Below are 21,744 nucleotides of genomic sequence, written 5' to 3' on the forward strand. Positions count from 1 at the left end.
GCTCATGTTGCTCTTGCCACTCACTACCTGGACTGCTTCCTCCGGGACTCAACCGTCCCAGTATCAGGCTGTCCAGCTCAGTGGGGGAACTTCAGCTCCGGACTCTGGATCTCCTTGGCAACCTGGTAGCCGAGGTCCGTGTAGGCATCGGCCTGCTCCTGGTCACCGAGGTCGATGGAGAGCAGGATCGCGGCGAGCGCGGCCATCTCGGCCATGTGTGCCAGCAGCGAGGTTCGCAGGTGGGCGGGCTGGTCGTTCGGTCGCAGCGAGGCGACCAGCTGGATCTGGTGATGCGCGACCGGCACCAGACTGGACGCGGGAAAGTTCTTGTAGGAGCGTCGGTAGGACGCGCCAATCGACTGCAGCTCGTCCACGACCGTCTTGTCGACGGTGCTGCCGTGCTGGCTGACCTGGGCCTGAGCGTCGGGCGAGAGGCCGGCGATGGCGGCGGTCAGGCCGGCGAGCGAACCGAGGGTGAAAGTACGTCGAAGCACAGTCTCAGAGCTTTCCGCATCGGGCGCCAGCGCGCGGGGCAAAGGCGGGGATACCGCCTGTGATCTGCCTGACTGTGCTACCACAATCGCACGGGGGAATCGAACGTCGAAGGCCAGGATGTGATCGACGGTCAGCCCAAGAGCTTGGGCGAGCCGTTCCGCCATGCTGACGCTGTCCAGCGAGATGACCCCGCGCTCCACCTGGCTGACCCATGACTCGGACCGTCCCACCTCGGCCCCGAGCTCACCCTGGTGTAAGCCTCTTCGCCTGCGGCCCTTCTCGATGCGTTGGCCGATGATCTTGTCGATCTTCATCGCTGGACGCACCCCGAAGCCCGTGATCGCGCCATTACAGGCGGCAACCGTACCTCGCGAGGGTCGCCCCCGTTGACGGAAAGGGCGCACTCGATCCGGAGGGGTGGGCACCTGACAGGCGGCCCGCCCCGGAAGGTGGCCTGAGGACCCAACAAGCACCTTCAGCGCTCGACCAGGATGTGCCTGAGGGCAGCTCCGAGGCTCTTCCCCTTGTTCAGCCCGTAGACGACCTGGGCGGTGTCGCGGCAGAGCCGGCCGTAGACGGCCTGGGAGGTGGTGCCGCTGTTCCCGAACGCGCCGAGGGTCGCCAGCGGGGCGGGTCAGCTTCGCGGCGCGGACCGGGTCCTTCCAGAACCGGGCGCTGCGATGCAGGGCCATGGACGCGCGGACGTCCACGCAGGAGGGTGTTGTCTCCCACCGGGCGGTGATGACCCGCCGCACGCTGCCGAGCGCGTTCACATCCCGGTGGCGTGCGCCCGCCCCGAACGCGAGGTTGTGCACCGCGTCGGCGACGCGGTCGTGGTCCTGGTCGCTCTGCTTGGCGTGCTCCAGGATGGCCGTCATCAGGAGAGTGCTGAGGTGCTTGCCGTTGGGCTGGTCCTGCTCGGCTGTGACGGTCAGCCCGTCGGGGGTCGGCCCGGTCGGCGTGGTCGTAGTTGATGCCGTTGCCGACGGGCTTGGCGACCAGGCGGAGGTTGGTGCCGCCGGTGAGGTCGGCGGTGAGGTGTGCGGTGGGGGACTTGCCAGTGAAGGGGCCGCTGGAGGCGACGAGGGTGGTGCCGCGGTAGATCTGGAACTCGACGGCGCCCCTGCCCTGCATCTCGTCGTCGATGCCGGCACCGACAGTGAGCTTGGTGCAGGTCCCGCCGAGGGCGTAGCTGACGGTGCTGCCGGCGTGGGTGCCGATGCCCTTGGCGCAGATGGTACCGCGGATCATCAGGGCGCGGCCGTCGCCGACGCGGTCCTCGCCGTTGCTCTTGCTTCTTCTCCACCGGGCCCCAGCCGCCGGTGGCCGAGAGCCAGGGGCCAGACCCGCGCACGCCGCAGCTCCCGTCAGGCAGCGGCCCGCTGTCCCGCCATGTCATGATCGCCTGGCTGCCGCATGCCGCCCGCCGCCGCTTCGGGATCGGCGGCGATCTCGAACCAGACGGTCTTCCCGCCGCCCGTCGGGTGAGAGCCCCAGCGCGCGGCGAGCGCGTCGACGAGGAACAGGCCGCGTCCCGACTCGCTGTCAGAATCCTGGACACCGCGTTCGGGTGTCGCGGGGCAGGTGTCGACGACCTCGACCCGTACCGCGGTCCCGGTCGCCGACACATGGACCACGCCGGCCGCCCCGGTGTGCTCGACGGCGTTGGCAACGATCTCCCCGGTGCACAGCTCCAGATCGCCCAGCGAGGCCTCGGACAGCACCCCCCAGCGCCGGGCGGCCCGCACGACCAGCTTCCGGGCGTGGTGCGCGGACCGGAGATCCGCCGAAGTCCCGAACACCGCCTCCGTGCCACGGTTGCCGCCGCCGAGAGCGGGGACATCCGGGACGGCGGTGGGACCGGGCGACCGCACAGCGCGAGCGCCCCGACCTGATGTCATCGTCGCGATCATGGATCTCACGCCTTCGGGGGTTCGGCTCCGGTACGGGGCGGGCGGTCTGTTCTGCAGGAAACGCTAGGCCGGTCCGTCGGCAGATCTTGGACGGCGCTGCACCACACCTTGGCCGAACGTGTACGACCCACGGGCGGGCGGCGAGTGCGTCGGACCGCGGTGGACACGGCAGGCGAACGTACGGCACGTCCTCGGTGGAATACGATGAAGGCGCCATGAACGACGGATGGTCCACACACACGGTGCCGGCAGGCGAGCAGCTCGCCCTGTGGCATCACCTCATCCGTGCCGCATTCGTCCCGCTCGACATCGCGAGACCCGGACCCGGCCCGTTCGCCGCCTCCCTCTCCAGCCACCAGCTGGGAAGCCTGCGGATCTCCACCGTCGACGCGGATCCCCACACCGTGACCCGCAGCGCCCACCTCATCACCCAGGGCGAGGAGTTCCTTCACATCGGGCTGCTGTGCAAGGGCCAGGCCGTGGTCGAGCAGGACGAACGGCAGGCCCTGCTGCGCCCGGGGGATCTGGCCTTCTACGACACGGCCCGCCCGTTCAGGCTCGATTTCCGGGACTCGTTCCAGTGGAACGTCTTCATGCTGCCCCGTCGGCTTCTCACTCTCCCCGACGCGGTCGTGCGCAACATGAGCGCCCAGGCCGTGCGCGGCGACGACGGCGGGCTGGGGCGGCTCGTCAGTCCCTTCCTCGCCGGCCTCGCGGAGCAGACCGGACCCTGCGGGGAGGACGGCAGCATGCGGCTGGCCGCGAGCGCCGTGTGCCTGCTGGAGACGCTCGCCGTCGAGCGCAACGGGGGGCCCGGGCTCGGCGAGGAGAGCGAGCAGCTGTCGCTCTCGGTGCGGATCCGCGCCTTCATCAACGAGCACCTCCCGGACACCGGCCTCTCACCCGAGTCCATCGCCCGCGCTCACCACATCTCGGTGCGCTACCTGCACAGGCTCTTCGAGCACGAGGGGACGACCGTGCACAGGCTGATCCAGCAGCGCCGGCTCGAGGAGGCCAGACGCGAACTGGGCAGGCAGGGCCGTTCGGCCACCACGATCGCGTTCGTGGCCCACCGGTGGGGATTCGCCGACCCCGCCCATTTCAGCCGCTCCTTCCGCGCGGCGTACGGCATGACCCCGCGCGAGTGGCGGGAGTTCGGCGTGGTCGGTGAGGGAAGCACGCGCGGCTGAGGGCGAACACGGGTCGTGGACGCTCGACGCGTCCGCGCGGGCGGGCCGGTGCCCGGGTGCCGGGGTCGCGCTGCGGCCCGGTGTCGGTGCCGCCCGGTCAGCCGATGTCCAGGCCGGCGTAGTTCTCCGCCAGCTCCGCTGCAGCGTGCGGGGAACTCGCGATCCGGTCGAGCTGTGAGAGTTGCAGCCGGCTGTCGAAGGGGCTTTGCCGCGGGTCGGTGTGCAGGGTGGTGGTCATGAGGTACGAGAAGTGTTCGGCCCGCCAGACCCGGCGCAGGCACGTGTCGGAGTAGGCGTCGAGCAGGTCGGTTGAGCCGGTGTTCCTCAGGTGGGTGAAGGCCCGGGCGAGGGCGGTGACGTCGGACACGGCGAGGTTGAGGCCCTTGGCGCCGGTCGGGGGCACGATGTGCGCGCAGTCGCCGGCCAGGAACACCCGGCCGTAGCGCATCGGTTCGGTGACGGAGCTGCGCATCGGCAGCACCGCCTTGGCGGTGATCGGGCCGCGGTTCAGTGTCCAGTCGCCGTCGATCGCGAGGCGCGCGTCCAGCTCGTCCCAGATCCGCTCGTCCGGCCAGTCGGCCGGGCTCGCACCGTTGGGGACCTGGAGGTAAAGCCGGCTGACGGTGGGGGAGCGCATGCTGTGCAGGGCGAAGCCGCGCGGGGAGTGGGCGTAGATGAGCTCGTCGCAGGAGGGCGGCACGTCGGCCAGGACGCCCAGCCAGGAGTACGGATAGGTCCGCTCAAAGGTGCGCTTCGCACTTTCCGGGATGAGGTTGCGGGCGATGCCGTGGAAGCCGTCGCATCCCACGACGTAGTCACAGGTCAGTGTCTGCTCGCGGCCCCCGTGCGTGTAGCGGACGGTGGGCCGGGTGCCGTCGATGCCCTCGACGGCGTGCACGGGTGCCTCGAAGAGCAGCGGGGGGCCGTCGTCGAGCTGCAGCGCTATCAGGTCCTTGACGACCTCGGTCTGCGCGTACACCCACACGCGGCGGCCGTCGGTGAGGCTGGGGAGGTCGATGCGGTGGGTACGGCGGTCGAAGCGCAGCTCGATGCCGTCGTGCACCATGCCTTCGCGGTCCAGGCGCTCGCCCGCTCCGCTGGCGCGCAGCACGTCCACCGTGCTCTGTTCGAGGATGCCGGCGCGCTGGCGCTGCTCGACGTACGCGCGCTCGCGGCGCTCCAGGACGACGCAGTCGAGGCCGGAGGTGTGCAGCAGGCGGGCGAGCAGCAGGCCCGCCGGGCCGCCGCCGATGATACAGACGGTGGTGTGCATCAGTGCACCTCTTCTTCGATGATCCGGCTGGCGACGGCGAACGCGGCGTTCGCCGCGGGGACGCCGCAGTAGACGGCCGATTGGAGCAGGACTTCGGCGATCTCGTCGGGGGTGAGGCCGTTGCGCAGGGCGGCGCGGATGTGCAGGGCCAGTTCTTCGTGGTGTCCGTGGGCGACGAGCGCGGTGAGGGTGATGCAACTGCGGGTGGTGCGGCTCAGGCCCGGCCGGTTCCAGATCTCGCCCCATGCGTAGCGGGTGATGAAGTCCTGGAAGGCGGAGGTGAAGGGGGTGGTCCGGGCTGTGGCGCGGTCGACGTGGGCGTCGCCGAGGACGGCGCGGCGTACGGCCGCTCCGGCGGTCCGCCGGGGGTGGTCCGCGTCGGCGGGGCCCGTGCCTTCGGTGAGGTGGCCGAGGAGGGCGGCCAGGACGGGCGCGGGGCGTTCGACGTTCGCGAGGTGGGCGGTGTGCGCCACCTGCGTCAGGCTCGCCTCGGGGATGCCGTCGAGGAGTTCGCGGGTGCGGCCGGGCGGCACCGCGGGGTCCGCCCGGCCGGCGACGACGAGGGTGGGGGCGGTGATGCGCGGCAGCTGCGGGCGGAGGTCGAAGGTGGCCAGGGCCTGGCAGCAGGCGGCGTAGGCGGCGGGGTCGGCGGCCCGCAGGTCGGCCACCAGCGCGTCGGCGGCGGGGGTGCCCTGGAACGGCCGGGTGAACCAGCGGGTGGCGGCGGTGTCCGCGACCGGACCGGTGCCGTGCGCCCGGACGAGTGAGGCCCGCTCGTGCCAGTCCTGCGGTTCGCCGATGCGTGCTGCCGAGCAGAGCAGGCTCAGCGACTCGACCCGCGCGGGGTGGTGCACCGCGAGCCAGGCGCCGACGGCTCCGCCGAGGGAGATGCCGGCGTACGCGAAGCGGTCGATGTCCAGGGCGTCGGCGAGTTCGAGGACCAGCCGGGCGAGGTCGCCGACGGTGGCCGGCCGGCCGTCGGGCTGTGTGAGCAGTCCGGCGGGTGAACCGCCGTGGCCGGGCAGGTCCCAGCGGATCACTCGGTGCTGCCGGGCGAGGGCGGGGACCTGGGGGTCCCAGACGGCCAGTGAGGTGCCGAGTGAGGGCCCGAGGATCAGTGGTGGCGCGGCGCTCAAGCCGTCCTCGTGGTGGTGCAGCAGCGGCTGGGCGGTGCCGGGAGAGCTCATGGGGACTCCTCGATCCGGTGGTGCGGCGCGGCGGCGGTCATCGGGGGCTCCCCGGGTCGGCGAAGCCGCGCAGGGTGCGGTCCACGAGGGCTCTGGCCGAGCCCAGGTAGGTGGTCGGGTCGGTCAGTTCACGCAGACGCGCGGGGGAGACGACTCCGTGCAGGGCGGTGTCCTGGAGCGCGGTGGAGAGGTCGAGGCCGTCCTCGAGGACGTGGCGCGACGCCGCTTCCGACGCCGCTCTGGCTTCGGCGCGGCCGATCAGGGCGGTGAGGGCCGCGGCGACGTGCTCGGTGAGGATGAGCCCGTCGGTGGCGTCGAGGTTCTCCAGCATGCGGTAGGGGTGGACGCGCAGTCCTTCGGTGAGCGAGGCGGCGTCGTTCGCTGCGCCGCCGGCCAGTCGCAGGGCCTGGCGCAGGGTCTGCCACTCGGCGTGCCAGGCGCCCGCGGGTCGCTCGTCCTCGGCGACGAGGCAGCCGTACAGTACGCCGGCGAGCGCGGGGGTCTGCCGGGCGGCGGCCGCGATCAGGGTCGCCCGTACGGGGTTCGTCTTGTGCGGCATCGCGGAGGAGCCGCCGCGGCTCGCCTCGGCGACCTCGCCGGTCTCCGTGCGGGACAGCAGCAGCACGTCGGCCGCGATCTTGCCGAGTGCTGCGGTGGTGAAGGCCAGTGCTCCGCCGAGGTCGGCGATCGGTGTCCGCAGGGTGTGCCAGGGCAGTGCCGGCTCGGCCAGGCCGGTCTCGGTGGCGTAGGCGGCGATGAGCCGGAGGCCGAGATCGGCGGGCACGGGTGTGCCGGCGGGTTCCGCGAAGGCGTGGAATGCGGCCAGGGTGCCTGCCGCGCCGCCCAGTTGGGCGGGCAGGGTGTTGCGGGCGGTGTCGAGGCGGGTGCGGGCGTCGAGCACCAGTCGCAGCCAGCCTGCCGCCTTGAGACCGAAGGTGGTGGGGACGGCGTGCTGGGTGAGTGTGCGGCCGGGCATCAGGGTGTCGCGGTGCTCGGCCGCGAGGTGGGCGACGGCTTTCGCCGTGCGGTCCAGGTCGGCGAGGGTCGTTTGCAGGGTCCGGGACGCGACCAGCATCGTGGCGGTGTCGAGGATGTCCTGGGTGGTGGCGCCGCGGTGGACGTAGGGGGCGGCCGCGGGGTCGTGTGCGGCGACGGCCGCGGTGAGGTCGGCGACCAGCGGGATGACCGGGTTGCCGTCGCGGCGGGAGCGCAGTGCGAGGTCGCGGGTGTCGTAGTGGGCCGTGTCGGCGGCGGCTGTCGTCACGGTGTGGGCCGCCGGCCTGGGGGCGAGGCCGAGTGCGGCCTGGGCCCGGGTCAGTGCCGCCTCGGCGTCGAGCATGGCGCGCAGGTACGCGGTGTCGTCGGTCGCCTGCTCCGCGGGTGAGCCGGCCCAGGTGGGGGAGAGCAGCCCGCAGTCGGCGGACCTGTCAGTCGAGTTCAAGGAAGACCGTCTCCTCGTGGGTGCCGTCGTCCTGCAGGCGGATGTCGAAGCGGTAGCTGCTGTCCGGGCGGTGGGCGGTGGGCCGCCCGGCGTCGGGTGTGGCGAGCAGGGTGGCCCGGCGGCGCGGCTCCAGGGAGGTGAGCAGCGGGTCGTCCGCGGCTGCTGTGAGGTAGGCGCGGGTGTGGAGGTGGTGCAGCAGGCCGCGGGCGAAGACGATGACCGCCAGGTACGGGACGCCGCCGGGCCGCAGGGTGTGCAGGGCGTAGTGTCCGGCGGCGTCGGTGGCGACGCGGCCGAAGCCGGTGAAGTCGACGCCGTTGCGGCCGAGGTGGCCGCCGGTGACCGGATCGCGGCGCATGGAGCCGGTTGCGGTGATGTGCGAGCCGTCGGGTGGGGTCTGCCAGAACTCCAGCAGCGCGTCGGTGACCGGGTCACCGGCGCCGTCGTAGACGTGGCCGTGCACGGTGATGCCGTCGGGGTGGCCGGCCGGGGCGACCTGGTCGCCGTGGTGGAAGGGCAGGGCGTGGCCGAAGAAGGGGCCGATGGTCTGCGAGGGTGTGGGCTGTGCGGGCGGCATCAGCGGTCCTCCTGGGTCCAGGTGGCGTACGGGCCGTCGAGGACGATGTCCCAGCGGTAGCCGAGTGACCGTTCGGCGGTGGACAGTTCGTGGTCGTAGGTGGCGACGAGCCGGCGGCGGGCGTCGTCGTCGGTGACGGACTGCAGGATGGGGTCGTGCCCGAGGAGCGGGTCGCCGGGGAAGTACATCTGGGTGACCAGCCGCTGGGTGAACGCCGTTCCGAAGAGCGAGAAGTGGATGTGCGCGGGGCGCCAGGCGTTGAGGTGGTTGCGCCAGGGGTATGCGCCGGGCTTGACGGTGACGAATTCGTACGCGCCCCGGTCGTCGGTGAGGCAGCGGCCGGCGCCGGTGAAGTTGGGGTCGAGCGGCGCGGGGTGGTCGTCGCGCCGGTGGGCGTAGCGGCCCGAGGCGTTGGCCTGCCAGACCTCGACGAGCTGACCGCGGACCGGGTGTCCGTCGCGGTCCAGCACCCGGCCGGTGACCTTGATGCGCTCGCCGAGGGGCTCGCCGGGGTGCTGGCGGGTCAGGTCGTGGTCGAGGGCGGTGACGTCGGTGGTGCCGAAGGCCGGGCCCGTCAGCTCGACGGCCTCGGGGTCGCGCAGGGGGACGAGCGGCCGCCTGGGGTGGCGCAGCAGGGTGCTGCGGTAGGGGGTGTAGCCGCGGTCGGGGTGGTTGCGGGTGCGCGCGCCGTGGGCGAGGGCCTTGGTGTACGCGGTGTGGGCCTTGGTGATCTCGGCGCTGATGTCGTGCTGTGTCGGCGGGGTGGTCATGGCGTTCCTACCTTTCGAGGACGAGGGCGAGGCCCTGTCCCACGCCGATGCAGAGGGTGGCCACGCCGGTGCCGGTGCCGGCTGCGGCGAGCTGGTGGGCGACCGCGCCGGCGAGTCTGGCGCCTGATGCGCCGAGCGGGTGGCCGAGGGCGATGGCGCCGCCGTGGGGGTTGAGGATCGCGGGGTCGAGGTCGGGCCATTCGGCCAGGCAGCCGAGTACCTGGGCGGCGAACGCCTCGTTGAGTTCGAGGGTGGTGAGGTCGGCGAAGGTCTTTTGGGCCTTCGTGAGGGCGCGGTTGACGGCCTCGACCGGGCCGAGCCCGAAGTGGTGCGGGTCGATGGCGGTGACGGCGCAGGCGCGGATCCGGGCGAGCGGCTCGCGGCCGGTGGCCCGCAGTCCGTCCTCGTCGGTGAGCAGCAGGGCCGCGGCGCCGTCGTTGAGGGGGGAGGCGTTGGCGGCGGTCACCGTGCCGTTCTCCTGGCGGAACGAGGGCCTCAGCCGGGCCATGGCCTCCAGGGAGGTGTCGTGGCGGATGCACTCGTCGCGGGTGAGGAGCGCCGGCCGGCCCGTGCCCGGGGGGATCTCGACCGGCACGACCTGGGTGTCGTAGCGGCCGTCGGTCCAGGCGCGGGCGGCCTTGCGGTGGCTGGTGAGTGCGAAGGCGTCCTGCTCCGGGCGGGTGATGCCGTGCTTGTCGGCGATCAGTTCGGCGCTCTCGCCGAGTGCGACCGTCCACTGCGGGGGCATCTTCGGGTTGACCATGCGCCAGCCGAGGGTGGTCGAGTACAGCTCCTGGTGTCCTGCGGGGAAGGCCCGTCCGGGCTTGGGCAGGACCCACGGTGCGCGGGACATCGACTCGACGCCGCCGGCGAGGGCGATGGAGGTGTCGCCCAGGGCGATCGACCGGGCGGCCTGGATGACGGCCTCCAGGCCGGAGGCGCACAGCCGGTTGACACTCACGCCGGGCACGGTCACCGGCAGCCCGGCCAGGAGCACCGCCATTCTGGCGACGTTGCGGTTCTCCTCGCCGGCGCCGTTGGCGTTGCCGAGGAAGACGTCGCCGATCCGGTTCGGGTCGAGGGCGGGTGTGCGGTCGAGCAGGGATCGCAGGACGAGGGCCGCGAGGTCGTCGGGGCGTACCTCGGACAGGGCGCCGCCGTACCGTCCGATCGGGGTGCGGACGGCGTCGACGATGTAGACGTCCTTCGGGAGGTTGCTCATCGCGTGTCGGCCTTTCGCGCGGTCTTGAGGGCGCGCAGTGCGCGCAGTTCGCCGGCGGTGGGGGCGGCGGTGGTGGTGGGGGCCTCGGCGGTCCTCAGCTTCCAGCCGGTTGCCGCCCGGGCCTGCTCGACGGTGGCTCCCGGGTGGAGTTCGGTCAGGACCAGTTCGGCGGTGGCCGGGTCGGGCCGCAGGATGCCCAGGTCCGTGATGACGGCGGTGGGGCCCCTGCCGCGCAGGCCGAGCCGTTCGCGGTCGTGCGGGCCGGCGCCGTGGCCGACGGAGGTGACGAAGTCGAGTGCGCCGACGAGGTTGCGCCTGGAGTGGCGGAGCACGATGAGCACTTCGCCGCAGTTGGCGGCGATCTCGGGGGCGCCGCCGGCGCCGGGCAGGCGCCCCTGGGGCTTGTCGGGGCCGCGGTCGATGACGGTGGTGTTGATGTTGGCGAACCGGTCGAGCTGGGCCGCGCCGAGGAAGCCGACGTCGATGCGGCCGGCCTGCAGCCAGTAGGCGAACATCTCCGGGACGGAGACCACGAGGTCGGCGGTCTCGGCGAGTTCGCCGTCGCCGATGGACAGCGGGAGCCGGGTGGGTTTCGAGCCGATGGTGCCGGACTCGTAGATGAGGACCAGGCCGGGGTTGAGGGTGGTGCGGGCGAGGTTCGCCGAGGTGCTCGGCAGGCCGATGCCGACGAAGCAGGTCCTGGCTCCGGCCAGGGCGCGCGCGGCGTTGACCTCCATCAGCTCGTCGGTCGTCCAGGTCTGTGACGCGGGGGTGTTCATCGGGTCGCTCCTGCTCTGTCCAGCACGTGCTCGGTGATCCAGGACGTGAAGGTGTCGCGGTCCCGGGAGATCGGGTCCCAGGCGCGGTAGAAGTCGTTGTCGCGGACGGTGTACCCGGCGGCGTACGACGGGTGGGCGCCTGCGGGGACTTCGGCGACCGCGGTGAGCGCCCACGTCGGCAGCAGCACGGCGCCGGGTTTCGGTTCCAGCTCGTCGACGATCTCCTCCACCGTGACCAGGACCCGGTCGGCGGCCAGGGCGGCCTCCTTCTGGACGCCGGGCAGGCCCCAGAGCTGCACGTTGCCGGCGCGGTCCGCCCGTTGGGCGTGGATGACGGTGACGTCCGGGTTGAGGGCGGCCACGGCCGCGAGTTCCTCACCGGTGAAGGGGCAGGTCACGGTGGCGACGGTGGAGGTCCGCTCGACCAGTCCGGTGCCGTGGTAGCCGCGCAGCACGGCGAAGGGCAGGCCCGACGCCCCGGCGACATAGCGGTTGGCCATGCCGGCGTGGCTGTGCTCCTCGACCTCCAGGGGCCGTGGCCAGCCGTTCTCGACGGCGTCGCGGAAGCGGTGCAGTGAGCCGACGCCCGGGTTGCCTCCCCAGGAGAAGACCAGTCGCCTCACCAGCCCGGCCCCGATCAGCTGGTCGTAGATCACGTCCGGCGTCATGCGGACGAGTGTCAGGTCGGTGATTCCTTGCCGGATCACTTCATGGGCCGCCGCGAACGGGATCAGATGGGTGAAGCCCTCCATCGCGACGGTGTCGCCGTCGTGGATCAGCTCCGCCACCGCGTCCGGCAGGGTTCGGATGTCAGCCACAGTTCCATCCCCAGACAACTTGTTCGCCCAGCGAACTTTAGTTCATAATGCGAGTACGCGGATTTTGAGCCCAGGGCATCACTTCTGTCAACGTTTCGAGCCGGTACGGTTCCGCACCGCCGGTCCGCCACCTTGGAGTGCACATGAGATCCACCTCCACCACCGCCGGACCGCCCCCCAAGGAGTGCGTCGGCCCCCTGCTCCGGGGCCTCGCGGTCCTGCGCGAGCTGGCCGCAGCCGACGGCCGCCAGCCACTGGGCGACCTCGCGCGGGCCACCGCACTGGCCCGCTCCACGGTCGACCGGGTGGTCAGCACCCTCGCCCGCACCGACTACCTGCGCGTCGAGGGCCGCGACGCCGTACTCACCCCGCAGCTGATGGAAATCGGCAACGCCTACCTGGACGCCTGCCGGCTGCCGGCCGCACTGGGACCCCTGGCCGACGCGCTGGCCGACAGCCTCGACGAGTCGGTGTCGATCGCGGTCCCCGACCGGGACGGACTCCGCTTCGTCCACCAGGCGACCCGCCGGCGCGCCCTGTCCCTCACCTTCCGGATCGGCGACCTGCTGCCCGCCGAGCGCGGCGCACCCGGCGCGCTGTTCGCCGCCGACTGGACCCAGGACGACTGGCAGCACTGGCGGCAGCGCCGCGAGGCGGACCCGCAGGACACCGGATTCCCGGCGGTGCCGCACGCGCGCGGCCGGGCGGCCGCGTCGTTCGAGCAGCGCACCGCGGCCGCGCGGACACAGGACTGGTCGGTGGACGACCAGCTCATCGAACCGGGCCTGGTCGCGGTCGCCGTCCCTGTACGCGACGCGCAGGGACGGCAGGTGTGCGCGGTCAGCGTGGTCAGCCACACCAGCCGGCACAGCGCCGAGTCCCTGACCAACGCCGCCCTGCCCCGCCTGCGCGAGACCGCCGACGCCATGGCCCGGGCACTGGCCGCGGACCCGCCACCCGCCGCACCCGGCGCCGCGACGACCGCACCCTGGACCCGCGCGGCCAAGGAGGAACCGGGGACGGAGTTCGTGGAGTCGCTCGCCCGGGGACTCACCGTCCTGACCGCCTTCGGACAGGGCCGCGCGCAACTGCCGCTCACCGCCGTGGCCGAGACCACCGCTCTGCCCCGGGCGACCGCCCGGCGCTCGCTGCTCACACTGCAGTACCTCGGCTACGTGACCCAGGAAGGCCGCCTGTTCCGGCTCACCCCGCGCGTCCTGGAGCTCGGATTCGCCCACCTGTCCGGGCTGACGCTCTCCCGGATCGCCGAACCGCACCTCGTGGACCTGGTGAAGCAGGTCCACGACTCGGCATCGATGGCCGTGCTCGTGCAGGACGACATCCAGTACCTGGCCCGCGTTCCCACCACACGGATCATGACGGTCAACATCAGGGTCGGCACCCGCTTCCCCGCGTACCCGACGGCGATGGGCCGCACCCTCCTCGCCGGCCTGCCGGCCGAGACCCGCGCCGCATACCTCTCGCGCGCCCAGCTCAAGGCGCTCACCGACCGGACGGTCACCTCGCCGGACCACCTGGCCCAGATCCTCGACCAGGTCCACCGGGACGGCTGCGCCCTCGTCGACGAGGAACTGGAGGAGGGCCTGCGGTCGATCGCCGTTCCGCTGCGCGACCACGCCGGACACGTCGTCGCGGCCGTCAACATCTCGATGCACGCCAGCCGCCGCTCCCTCGAGCAGACCCGCACCGAACTGCTGCCGTCGCTGCGGGCGGCGGCCGGCCGCATCGAGAACGACCTGCACGTGGCCGCCCGCTACACCCGCGTACCGGTCGCGTGACGGCCTGACGGCGTGACGGCGGTGGCCCTGCGGCGTCGCGGGGCCACCGCCGTCACGGCACCACTGCGCCGAAGTGCGGCAGCACGCCCCCGGGGTCCCGCGCGGGTGCCGGCCGGCCCGCCCGGCACCGCCCGCCGTCCGGCCCCCCGGCGCGGACACCTTCCCCGTCGCCCCGGCCGGCGCGCGTCGGGGGGGGGGGGGGGGCCCCGGGGGGGGGCCCGCCCCCCCCCGCCCCCCCCCCCCCCCCGGGGGGGGGGGGGGGGGCCCGGGGGGCGGGGGGCGGGGGGCCGGGGGGCGCCCGCCGCCCCCCCCCGCCGCCCGCCCCCCGGGCGCGCACCCCGCCCCCGCCCCCCGGCCGGGCGCGGGGGGCCCCCGCGGGCCCCCCGGGGGCGCCCCCCGGCCCCCCACGACCCGGCCTCCCCGGGCGTGGCGTGCGGTCGATCCCGGTTCCGGGTGCCCCGGAACCGGGGGCTCACAGCGCCTTGGCGATGGTGTCCAGGTAGGCGGCGAGGTCCTCGGGGCGCGAGTACATGGGGCCGTGACCGGTCTCCCACTCGGTGGTCTGCGCGCCGATGCGGGCGGCCAGTTCACGCTGGGTGTCGGCGGGCAGCGCGTTGTCCCGGGCGGCGATCAGATAGTGGGAGGGCACCTCGCGCCAGGCCGGGGCGCCGGACGGGGCGGCGTCGATGCCCAGGCGCGGGAACTTCTGCACCGCCGCGGCGAGCGCGATGCGGCCGGCGGGAGCGTCGGCCGCCACCACGTCCCCGTAGGCGGGCCGGTCGATGTAGGAGTGCCCGTCGTCGGTGACCTTGATGTGCGCGGGGATCAGGCTGCCGGGGCGACGGTGCGCGATGTCGCGGACCGACTCGCCCTCGTCGGGGGCGAAGCCGGCGATGTAGGACAGCGCCTTGACCCGGTCCTGGCCGACGGCCGCGTCGGTGACCACCGCGCCGCCGTACGACCAGCCGACCAGCAGGACCGGCCCGTCGACGGAGGACAGCACCCGGCGCACGGCCGCGACATCGCCTTCGAGCGACTCCAGGGGGAGCTGGGCGGCGACCGGCTCGTGACCCAGCGCGCGCAGTTCGGTGATGGTCTCACTCCACGCCGAGCCGTCGGACCACAGGCCGTGGACGAGAACGATAGCGGTCATGATGCAAACCTCCGGGAAGCAAGGGGAGTTGTGTGGGAGAGGGTCTTCTGTGCCGGGCGGGGACGCGGAGACCTCGCGGGGACGCGGAGACCTCGATCCGGCGAGCCTAACCACTTAATGCAAGAGTACAGGTTAGAGACGGGGGGATCAACCGGTCAGGGCGACTTGAACGGTTAGCCTTGCGTGAGGCGTGCGGCGTGCGGCGTGCGGCGTGCGGCGGGCCGCGGGTCCCGCGGGGCGGGACCCGTGACGCCCCCGGCGTCTACAGGGGGACGGCCGCGCCGACTCCGGCGTCCTGCCGGTCCAGGGGCTTGGCCTTGCGGGGTGCCGTCTCGTGGAGGAGGGAGGTGGCCACGACGCAGAGCAGCAGTCCGCCCAGGGCCAGGTAGAGGACGTACTTGACGCCGTAGTGCTGGGCGAGGAAGCCCGCGACGGACGGGGCCACACCGCCGCCGAAGATCTCCGAAACGCCCATCACGGTGCCCGCGGCCACCGCCATGAGGCCCGGGGGGACGGATTCCACCGCCACGGTCCCGGCCAGCAGCGCCAGTGATCCGTTCGCACCGAAGGCGACGAAGAAGAGCAGCAGGAACATCACCGGCACCGCAGGCCCCTGGAAGATGAAGGCCACCAGCATGCCCGTCGCCATCAGCAGGGCGACGACCAGCACGGGCCTGCGGCCGAACCTGTCCGAAAGGCCCGCGATGGAGAGCTGACCGGCGAACGCCCCGAACCCGATACCGGACGCGATGATCCCCATGTCGGCGGTCCCGATGCCCTGATGGTCGGTCAGATAGCTCGGCACCATGGCACTCAGCACGAAGACGCAGGTCATCGCGCCGCACAGGGCGAGGATGGCCAACCGGATGTTGTGGTACCGAAAGACGTCCAGCCAGCGGACCTTGTCCCTGGTCCCGGCCGACGGGAGCGAGGAGGGCTCGGACAGCGAGGCCCCCAGCGCGGAAGCGGCCGGGACGGTCGACTCGAAGGCCGGCAGCTGGTGCGGTTCCCGGATGGTCCGGAAGAGGAAGTAGGCGACCACCAGACCCGGGAGCAGCATGAGCCCGAAGATCCACCGCCAGCCGGGCAGGACCAGCAGGAGCTGGGTGGCGATGATCGGACCCAGTCCGATCCCGAAGAGGGCGAAGGTGCTCTGCTGCATCCCCATGCTCAGGCCACGGCGGTGCGGCCGCGCCGCCTCGGCGGTGGCGGTCACCGCGGTCGGGCTGAACGATCCCTCGGTGACCCCCATGAAGACGCGGACCAGGACCAGGCTGACCATGCCGGTGGCGAAGCCGCTCAGCAGCGAACAGACGGAGAAGAGAACGAGGGACCCCACCAGGGTCCGGCGTCGGCCCAGCCGGTCGGAGAGCCCTCCCATCAGAAGGGACGAACACCCCCAGGCCAGGCCGAGGGCGCCGATGATGTTGCCGATGTCCTGGTAGTCGAGCCCCAGATCCTTCATCATCGACGGAAACAGCGGGCTGATGATCCAGCGGTCCAGGCCGACAAGGCCGAATCCGAGGGACAGCAGCAGTACCGCCGACCGCTCGTACCGGACGTCGTATTCTTTCGGTCTCATTTCGATTGCCCTTCCCGGCTCTCACGTATCTCGGCAACCAGCTCACCGGTCGTGAGCACCCTGCCGAAGAACGTGCTGATGTTCTTTTCTGTCGCGGCCTGCGCTTCCTCGCTCAGAGCGCCGGTGGCGTCCCCGACGAAGACCACGTTGAAGTCGCGCATGTAGGCGGCCCGCGCGGTCGAATCGCAGCAGACCTCGGTGAGAGTCCCGATGACGACGACGGTGTCCACGCGGCGCAGGCCGCAGACGGTGGCCAGCACGGTCTCCAGCCGCGTGTTGTGGAAGGCGTCGTAACGGTGCTTCTCGACGACGACGTCGCCGATCTCCGGCCTCAGCTCGTCGACGACCTCCGCCCCGAAGCTCCCGGCGCGCATGCCCGCCGTCAGGAGCCGCGGATTGTAGGCCGACTCGAGCGGGGACACGTCGAACGTGTCCAGCAGCACATGCCGGGTGTAGACCACCGGGATCCCGGCCGCCCGGCACTCGCCGACGACCTCGCGCATCCGGGGTATCCGACGGCGCGCCATCGGCACCTCCATCGGATACCCCGCGCGTACGAAATCGTTCTGCATGTCGATGACCAGCAGCGCTGTCCTCTGCGGATCCACACGCCAAGTCGCGTTCAATCGGCCGAACTCCTCTGCCTTGTGAAACCCGGGCGGCCGGAGCGGGGCCGCCCATGGAAGGTGGACCGTGACGGCGGAACAGCCCTCGGGCGCGTCCTGGTCGACGCCGCCCTCGCAGGCGCCGCCGGCTTCCGTCGTACCCGTCCGGCTATCCGGCCCCGGTGCCGGATCGGCCGGGAAGCGGCAGGAAGCCGGTCCTCGGGTGGCAGTTGACGTATTCGGTGGTGACCGATCCGCTGGGCAGCACGGACACCTCGTGCCAGAACGCGACGTCCAGTGGCCCTTCGCCGCCACCGGCCATCTGATAGAAGCTGGCGTAGATCTCCAGGTGGGTCCGGTGTGACCGGCACCAGGTCATGAGGTGCTCGAGCGAGGCGAACCAGGCGAGGGTGCAGGCACGGTCGAGTGCGGCGCCGTCGGACGACTCCTCGACGAGGTTGCGGGCCGCGACGCAGCCGGAGTCCGGGTTGGCGGCGAGGAAGTCGACACCCCGGTCCTTGACCGGCTTGACGTCGGCCAGGTACCTCTCCCGGTACAGCGTGCTGGCCGACCAGTCCTGCGCGGTACGGATCAGCGTCACGTTCCCGGGCACCTCCACGGTGACGCGCCGCCCGCGGGTCTCACCCTCCCGCAGGACCCTCGGTTCGAAGACCGGGAGTTCCGGTTCGAACGTGTCGGTGGCCGACGCGGCGATGCGGTCACGGGCCGCCCCCCAGTAGTCGTGGACCGCGGTCTCGGGCATGTCGACCGCCTCGAGCTGACACAGGCCGCTGGTCGCGTACTCCTCACGCGGGTGGCTGTGCAGGATCTCGTTGCGCTCCAGGGGGATGACGCACGCCTCGCGCCAGTGGCCCAGCGGACCCTCCTCGGGCAGCCCGTCCCAGAGGGCGCGGACGCAGGCGGACTCCAGCCACCGACGGTACGCCCCCGGGTCGTACCAGTAGGCAAGCCAGACGACGTTGTGCGCCTGGGCGGTATCGACGAACGACCCGCGGTCCAGCACGTCCGGCCCGTGAGGCCCGGCGAAGAGGGCCGCGAGCGAGGCGGCACCCCGCGCGGCCTCCCCGGCCGACGGAGCCTGGCAGGCGTACTGGGCGAACACGAACGCCTCACTGCCCTCGGGGAACCGGGCGGCGAAGGCGGGGACGCGAGGAGTGTGGCCGGGAGGGCCCGTTCTGGGCAATGCGACTCCTTCTCAGGCATTCTCAGGCTGGCGAGCGGGGTGGGTCGAGGCTAGGGACGAAGGAACCCCCCGCCTTGCCTGTCCGTGCACCCGGACTTGACCGGGAGCGACACACCGGCCGGCTCCGGGGCGAGACGCGGTGTTCCCGGCACGGTCCGCCCGCCGACCTTGATGCCCGCCACGGGGACGGGGCCGGCATCAAGGACTCGGTGCCGGTCAGGGCTTGGTGCCAGCCAGCTCCCACCAGGTCTCCAGAACCGCGAGCCTGACGCCGAACCCGGCCGGCGCGCTCCCGACGTGCACCACGACGAACACACCCTCGCCGGACGGCAGACCCTCCTTGTAGTGGCGATAGACGCCACCGGCTTGGACTGCAACAGCTGATGCGCCGCCCCGACCGGTGACCTCGCCAGGACAGCCGACCGGACCACGCTGCGCCCCGTGGGTAATGAGGTCCGGGACGCTCGGAGGGTCCTTCCGCTCGGGGGGGATACCTGTGTCGGAGTCTCAGGTCGCACTTTCGGTGTACAACCACGTGCCTCGACACCTGTATCCCCCGCCGGACGCCCAGGAAGGCCCGGGGCGATGGCCCCGGGGGGCCGTCGGCAGGGGTGTGGGCGACGCTCGTCGGCGGACGGGAACCATGCCGAGGGGCCGCCGCGCCTGCGCCTGCTGAGGGATGGTCCGGTCGTAGGCGGTGACTCTTCGCGCAACCGTCCGACCGGTGGACGCTGCGAGGCCTCGGCCGGGGACTCACCGCACAGGTGATCGATGCGGCTGTGTCGCTGATGGGCTGTGGCAAGGCCACGCCGTAGAGCAGACGTGGCTGACTGCGGCGGTGTGCAGGTGGGGGTGGGGTGGTGGATGTCGCGGCGGGTGGTGTGGAGTTTTTTGAGGGTGCGGGCGACGTGGTGTTCGACGGTGCGGACGGAGAGGGAGAGGGCGCGGGCGATGTCCTGGTTGGTGGCGCCGGTGGTGAGGAGGCCGACGACCTGGTGTTCGCGGGGGGAGAGGTCGGCGTCGTGGGTGCGGCGGATGCGGGGGTGGGGCGTTGCTGGCCGAGGTCGCGCAGGGTCTGTTGGCAGCGGGCCTGGTCGGCGGTGGCGCCGAGGCGGGTGTAGGTGTTGAGGGCATCCTGGATAGTGCGGGCGGCGCGGCCGGGGTTGTCGGGGTGGGCGGCGAGGCGGGCGCGGCCGGTGTGCTCGGCGACCTGGGCGGCGTGGTAGATCCGGTCGAGGGCCTCGAAGCGGACGCGTGCCTAATCGAGGCGGCCGGTGGCTTCCTCAGGAGTGGTGGGGGTGGCGAGCAGGCCTTGGGCCCAGAGGACTTCGGCCTGGGCACCGGGGGCGTCGCGGCCCTCGATGCCGCGGGCGGTCTCGCGGATCAGTTCGTCGGCCTGTTCCGGTACCACGACCGCGGAGTGTCCAGCAGGAGATCCAGAACCGGGCCCAGCACGAGTGCCAGGGCCGGGACGGGTTCTGCGGACGCCAGGTGCCGGTCGAGGGCGCCCTGTGCTCCGCCTGCCGAAAGCCGTGCTCAGCGGCTTGCGGGCGCGGTCCTGCGGAGCCCGCACGCCTGGACGGCCGGTGCCAGGCGTGCGTCCAGGATGACCTGGATGCCGCTCTGCCCCGGTGCGTGGACGGCTGCGGCCGCCCGGCGGTACGCAGCGACGGCCGCTGTCCGGCCTGCCACCAGGAGACGACGCACCGTCAAGCGGAGGCGCAGCAGCTGAAGGAGGCCAGGGAGGCTTTGGCAGCGCTGCTCGGCACGGCGTCACCCTGAGGGCACACGGCTCGGAGCGGGAGATTTCCCTGCCCCGAGCCCGTGGCGGCCGTACAGGCCATCGCCGAGCGGGCGGGCCCCCGTCGCGTGGGGTCAGCGGCCTCCGGCTGGTTCATCAATGCGATGGGCCGATCAAAGCACCCAGCGGAGCGTGTGCTCGTCGTCGAATGCTCCGGAGGAATCCTCGGCGCTGGCCACCTGGAGGATCATCTGCCCCACGGGGTGGCGGCGACCAGTACTCCGAAGACGATGCGACTGATCGCGCTGACCATTCGTCGGTGCGGGTGCGAGGTTCGGTTTGCCGCATCGGGCGGACACCGATGACGGCGGAGCAGGTCTCAAGGCGGGTGGGTCCTCCTACGTCGGCAGCCACTCAGCGAGGGTCACTTCGACGGTCGCGGCGTAGCCGGTGAGCAGGGTGCGGTGCTCGTGCCTCTGCCGGTCGGCGAGGGTGTGGGGCCTCTGGCGACCGTACCTTCGCCGACCGCGGTCGCGCCGTAATCCTTGGTGATCGGTCGCGTGCTCGCTGTACCGTCCGTTGTAACCGATCCCGGAGGCCGTGATGGGAAAGACCCCGCCCGCGAACCGTCCCGGATGGGGCGACCTTCCCCCGGCCGTCACCGCGGAGGTTGAGGCCCGCGTCGGGGCGCCGCTGGCTGCGGTGGACTACCCGTCGGGCGGGTTCACGCCCGGCCTCGCAGCCCGTGCCGCCTTCGCCGACGGCAGCCGCGCATTCCTCAAGGGCATCCCGACCGGCGACGGCACAGCGGGCATGTACCGGGCCGAAGCCGCGGTGGGCGCCCTGCTGCCCGAGTCGGTGGCCCCCGCGCTGCTGTGGTCGGTCGAGACCGGCGACTGGCTGGTGCTGTCCTTCGAGGACCTGTCCGGCGGCGCCCCCGACCTTTCACCCGGAGCCGCCGGTGTGGGGCCGGCATTGGATGTTGTCGGCGAACTGGCGCGGACGCTGACGCCGTGTCCGCTGCCCGACGCGAAGCCGTTCGAGGAACTGGCGCGAGAACTGGCCGGCAACTGGACCCGCCTGTTGGGGAATAGCCCTGCGGACGTCGGCTCGGACGGGTGGGCGGCCGAGCACGCCCGCGACCTTGTCGCCTTGGACGACCCCGCGGCCCTCGTGGAGGCGACGGCCGGCGGGACGCTGCTGCACTGTGATCTGCGCGCGGACAACATGCTCCTGAACGCCGACGGCCGGGTGAAGGCGATCGACTGGGCGTGGACCGCGCGCGGCGCCGCATGGGTGGACGCTGCGTTCTTCCTGCCGCAGCTCATCCTGGCGGGGCACACCCCTGCGGAGGCGGAGCGCCTGCTCGTCGAGCGGGTGCCCGCCTGGCGGGCCGCACCCGAGGCGGGGGTGCTGGGCTTCGCGGTTGCGCTGACGGGCTACTGGTCCTGGCACGCGCGCAGCGGCCCCGGCGGCGCATTGGGCGCCTACCGGGGCCGGGCCGCGGGTGCGGGCCGGGAGTGGATTGCTCACCGGGCGGGGTGGAAGGCTCCGGTGCCGGTTGTGCGGTAGTGGCCGTGGGTGGTGAGGTCGGCGAAGCCGCGGGCGAGGACGGAGTGCAGGTGGGCGGGGTGCAGGTAGCCGAGGTAGTCCTTGCCGGTGCGGCCGTCCGGCGCGTGCAGCAGGACTTCGGCGGCCTGCCGTACCGTCACCCGGTCCTGTCCGGTGATGCGGTGGGAGAGGCGGGCGAGGCTCCGCTCGGCGGCGGCGACGTGTTCCCGGTAGATGGTGGGGTCGCCGGTGAGGAAGGCGTGCGGGGTGGTGAGCACGTTGAGGACCAGGCGCTGCCGGAACGCCGGGGTGCCGAGGAACCAGGGCTCGCGGATCGTCCAGAAGCTGTGCCGGCAGGTGGAACGGCTGGAGAAGGAACTCGCCCGGAACAAGGCTGCGGTGGAGGTCCTGGGAAAAGCGTCGGCGCTCTTGGAAATGATCTCC

The 21,744-nt window shown here is 72.4% G+C and carries 21 protein-coding genes; 3 read left to right on the forward strand and 18 right to left on the reverse strand.

Going from position 1 to position 21,744, the window contains the following annotated elements:
• Positions 1-77: 77 nt before the first annotated feature.
• The 3 genes from ACIOFR_RS39650 to ACIOFR_RS39660 all read right to left on the reverse strand — a co-directional run bounded on the left by ACIOFR_RS39650 (position 78) and on the right by ACIOFR_RS39660 (position 2,408).
• Positions 78-809 carry a helix-turn-helix domain-containing protein gene (locus ACIOFR_RS39650; RefSeq protein WP_401005304.1) on the reverse strand — a complete coding sequence of 244 codons (732 nt, stop codon included), beginning with the start codon at positions 807-809 and terminating at the stop codon, positions 78-80.
• 214 nt (positions 810-1,023) lie between these two features.
• Positions 1,024-1,866, reverse strand: a complete 843-nt coding sequence (locus ACIOFR_RS39655; protein WP_401005341.1) for an NPCBM/NEW2 domain-containing protein — start codon at positions 1,864-1,866, stop codon at positions 1,024-1,026.
• Entirely contained in the window at positions 1,863-2,408 is a 546-nt protein-coding gene (locus tag ACIOFR_RS39660) for an ATP-binding protein (RefSeq protein ID WP_401005306.1), read from the reverse strand. Before ACIOFR_RS39660 ends, ACIOFR_RS39655 begins: the two co-directional genes overlap by 4 nt.
• 215 nt (positions 2,409-2,623) lie before the next feature.
• On the opposite strand from ACIOFR_RS39660, the gene ACIOFR_RS39665 reads away from it, so the two are divergent.
• Positions 2,624-3,598 carry a helix-turn-helix domain-containing protein gene (locus ACIOFR_RS39665; RefSeq protein WP_401005308.1) on the forward strand — a complete coding sequence of 325 codons (975 nt, stop codon included), beginning with the start codon at positions 2,624-2,626 and terminating at the stop codon, positions 3,596-3,598.
• Positions 3,599-3,695: 97 nt separating this feature from the next.
• Here the strand turns inward: ACIOFR_RS39665 and ACIOFR_RS39670 are convergent, their stop codons facing one another.
• The 8 genes from ACIOFR_RS39670 to ACIOFR_RS39705 are packed head-to-tail and all read right to left on the reverse strand — an operon-like array spanning position 3,696 to position 11,665.
• Positions 3,696-4,871, reverse strand: a complete 1,176-nt coding sequence (locus ACIOFR_RS39670) for a 4-hydroxybenzoate 3-monooxygenase (protein WP_401005310.1) — start codon at positions 4,869-4,871, stop codon at positions 3,696-3,698.
• Positions 4,871-6,058, reverse strand: coding sequence for a 4-carboxymuconolactone decarboxylase (pcaC, locus tag ACIOFR_RS39675; protein ID WP_401005312.1), 1,188 nt, complete (start codon positions 6,056-6,058; stop codon positions 4,871-4,873). Before pcaC ends, ACIOFR_RS39670 begins: the two co-directional genes overlap by 1 nt.
• A 37-nt stretch (positions 6,059-6,095) precedes the next feature.
• Positions 6,096-7,499, reverse strand: a complete 1,404-nt coding sequence (gene pcaB / locus ACIOFR_RS39680) for a 3-carboxy-cis,cis-muconate cycloisomerase (RefSeq protein WP_401005314.1) — start codon at positions 7,497-7,499, stop codon at positions 6,096-6,098.
• A complete protein-coding gene (gene pcaG, locus ACIOFR_RS39685; protein WP_401005316.1) occupies positions 7,486-8,076 on the reverse strand; it encodes a protocatechuate 3,4-dioxygenase subunit alpha in 591 nt (196 codons plus the stop codon). The genes pcaB and pcaG overlap by 14 nt, the downstream gene beginning before the upstream one ends.
• Positions 8,076-8,846 carry a protocatechuate 3,4-dioxygenase subunit beta gene (gene pcaH / locus ACIOFR_RS39690; RefSeq protein ID WP_401005318.1) on the reverse strand — a complete coding sequence of 257 codons (771 nt, stop codon included), beginning with the start codon at positions 8,844-8,846 and terminating at the stop codon, positions 8,076-8,078. The genes pcaG and pcaH overlap by 1 nt, the downstream gene beginning before the upstream one ends.
• Positions 8,847-8,853: 7 nt before the next feature.
• Positions 8,854-10,068 (reverse strand): thiolase family protein, encoded by a 1,215-nt coding sequence (locus ACIOFR_RS39695; protein WP_401005320.1) that lies wholly within the window; start codon positions 10,066-10,068, stop codon positions 8,854-8,856.
• Positions 10,065-10,847, reverse strand: a complete 783-nt coding sequence (locus tag ACIOFR_RS39700) for a CoA-transferase subunit beta (RefSeq protein WP_401005322.1) — start codon at positions 10,845-10,847, stop codon at positions 10,065-10,067. The genes ACIOFR_RS39695 and ACIOFR_RS39700 overlap by 4 nt, the downstream gene beginning before the upstream one ends.
• The gene (locus ACIOFR_RS39705; RefSeq protein ID WP_401005324.1) at positions 10,844-11,665 is read right to left on the reverse strand and encodes a CoA transferase subunit A; all 822 of its coding nucleotides are present in this window, start codon (positions 11,663-11,665) and stop codon (positions 10,844-10,846) included. Before ACIOFR_RS39705 ends, ACIOFR_RS39700 begins: the two co-directional genes overlap by 4 nt.
• Before the next feature lie 143 nt (positions 11,666-11,808).
• On the opposite strand from ACIOFR_RS39705, the gene ACIOFR_RS39710 reads away from it, so the two are divergent.
• Complete coding sequence (locus tag ACIOFR_RS39710) at positions 11,809-13,464, forward strand: IclR family transcriptional regulator C-terminal domain-containing protein (protein ID WP_401005325.1); 1,656 nt, start codon at positions 11,809-11,811, stop codon at positions 13,462-13,464.
• A 472-nt stretch (positions 13,465-13,936) separates the two neighbouring features.
• On the opposite strand, the gene ACIOFR_RS39715 is transcribed toward ACIOFR_RS39710, so the two are convergent.
• The 6 genes from ACIOFR_RS39715 to ACIOFR_RS39740 form a co-directional block, all read right to left on the reverse strand.
• Positions 13,937-14,617, reverse strand: coding sequence for an alpha/beta fold hydrolase (locus tag ACIOFR_RS39715; RefSeq protein ID WP_401005327.1), 681 nt, complete (start codon positions 14,615-14,617; stop codon positions 13,937-13,939).
• Between the two features lie 262 nt (positions 14,618-14,879).
• The gene (locus ACIOFR_RS39720; protein WP_401005329.1) at positions 14,880-16,199 is read right to left on the reverse strand and encodes an MFS transporter; all 1,320 of its coding nucleotides are present in this window, start codon (positions 16,197-16,199) and stop codon (positions 14,880-14,882) included.
• Positions 16,196-16,825, reverse strand: coding sequence for an isochorismatase family protein (locus tag ACIOFR_RS39725; RefSeq protein WP_401005331.1), 630 nt, complete (start codon positions 16,823-16,825; stop codon positions 16,196-16,198). The genes ACIOFR_RS39720 and ACIOFR_RS39725 overlap by 4 nt, the downstream gene beginning before the upstream one ends.
• Positions 16,826-16,973: 148 nt before the next feature.
• On the reverse strand, positions 16,974-18,008 hold the full coding sequence (locus tag ACIOFR_RS39730; protein ID WP_401005333.1) for a phenylacetaldoxime dehydratase family protein: 1,035 nt from the start codon (positions 18,006-18,008) through the stop codon (positions 16,974-16,976).
• 50 nt (positions 18,009-18,058) lie between these two features.
• Positions 18,059-19,093, reverse strand: a complete 1,035-nt coding sequence (locus ACIOFR_RS39735; RefSeq protein ID WP_401005343.1) for a helix-turn-helix transcriptional regulator — start codon at positions 19,091-19,093, stop codon at positions 18,059-18,061.
• Between the two features lie 173 nt (positions 19,094-19,266).
• Positions 19,267-19,419, reverse strand: a complete 153-nt coding sequence (locus tag ACIOFR_RS39740) for a hypothetical protein (RefSeq protein ID WP_401005335.1) — start codon at positions 19,417-19,419, stop codon at positions 19,267-19,269.
• Between the two features lie 933 nt (positions 19,420-20,352).
• Here ACIOFR_RS39740 and ACIOFR_RS39745 point away from each other — a divergent pair.
• The gene (locus ACIOFR_RS39745; RefSeq protein ID WP_401005337.1) at positions 20,353-21,321 is read left to right on the forward strand and encodes a phosphotransferase family protein; all 969 of its coding nucleotides are present in this window, start codon (positions 20,353-20,355) and stop codon (positions 21,319-21,321) included.
• On the opposite strand, the gene ACIOFR_RS39750 is transcribed toward ACIOFR_RS39745, so the two are convergent.
• Positions 21,279-21,744: hypothetical protein (locus ACIOFR_RS39750; protein WP_401005339.1), on the reverse strand; the 466-nt coding region annotated here is incomplete at its 5' end. The two genes, ACIOFR_RS39745 and ACIOFR_RS39750, sit on opposite strands and share 43 nt — an antisense overlap.

It is taken from the genome of Kitasatospora sp. NPDC088346 (assembly GCF_044740765.1).
Classification (GTDB): Bacteria; Actinomycetota; Actinomycetes; order Streptomycetales; family Streptomycetaceae; genus Kitasatospora.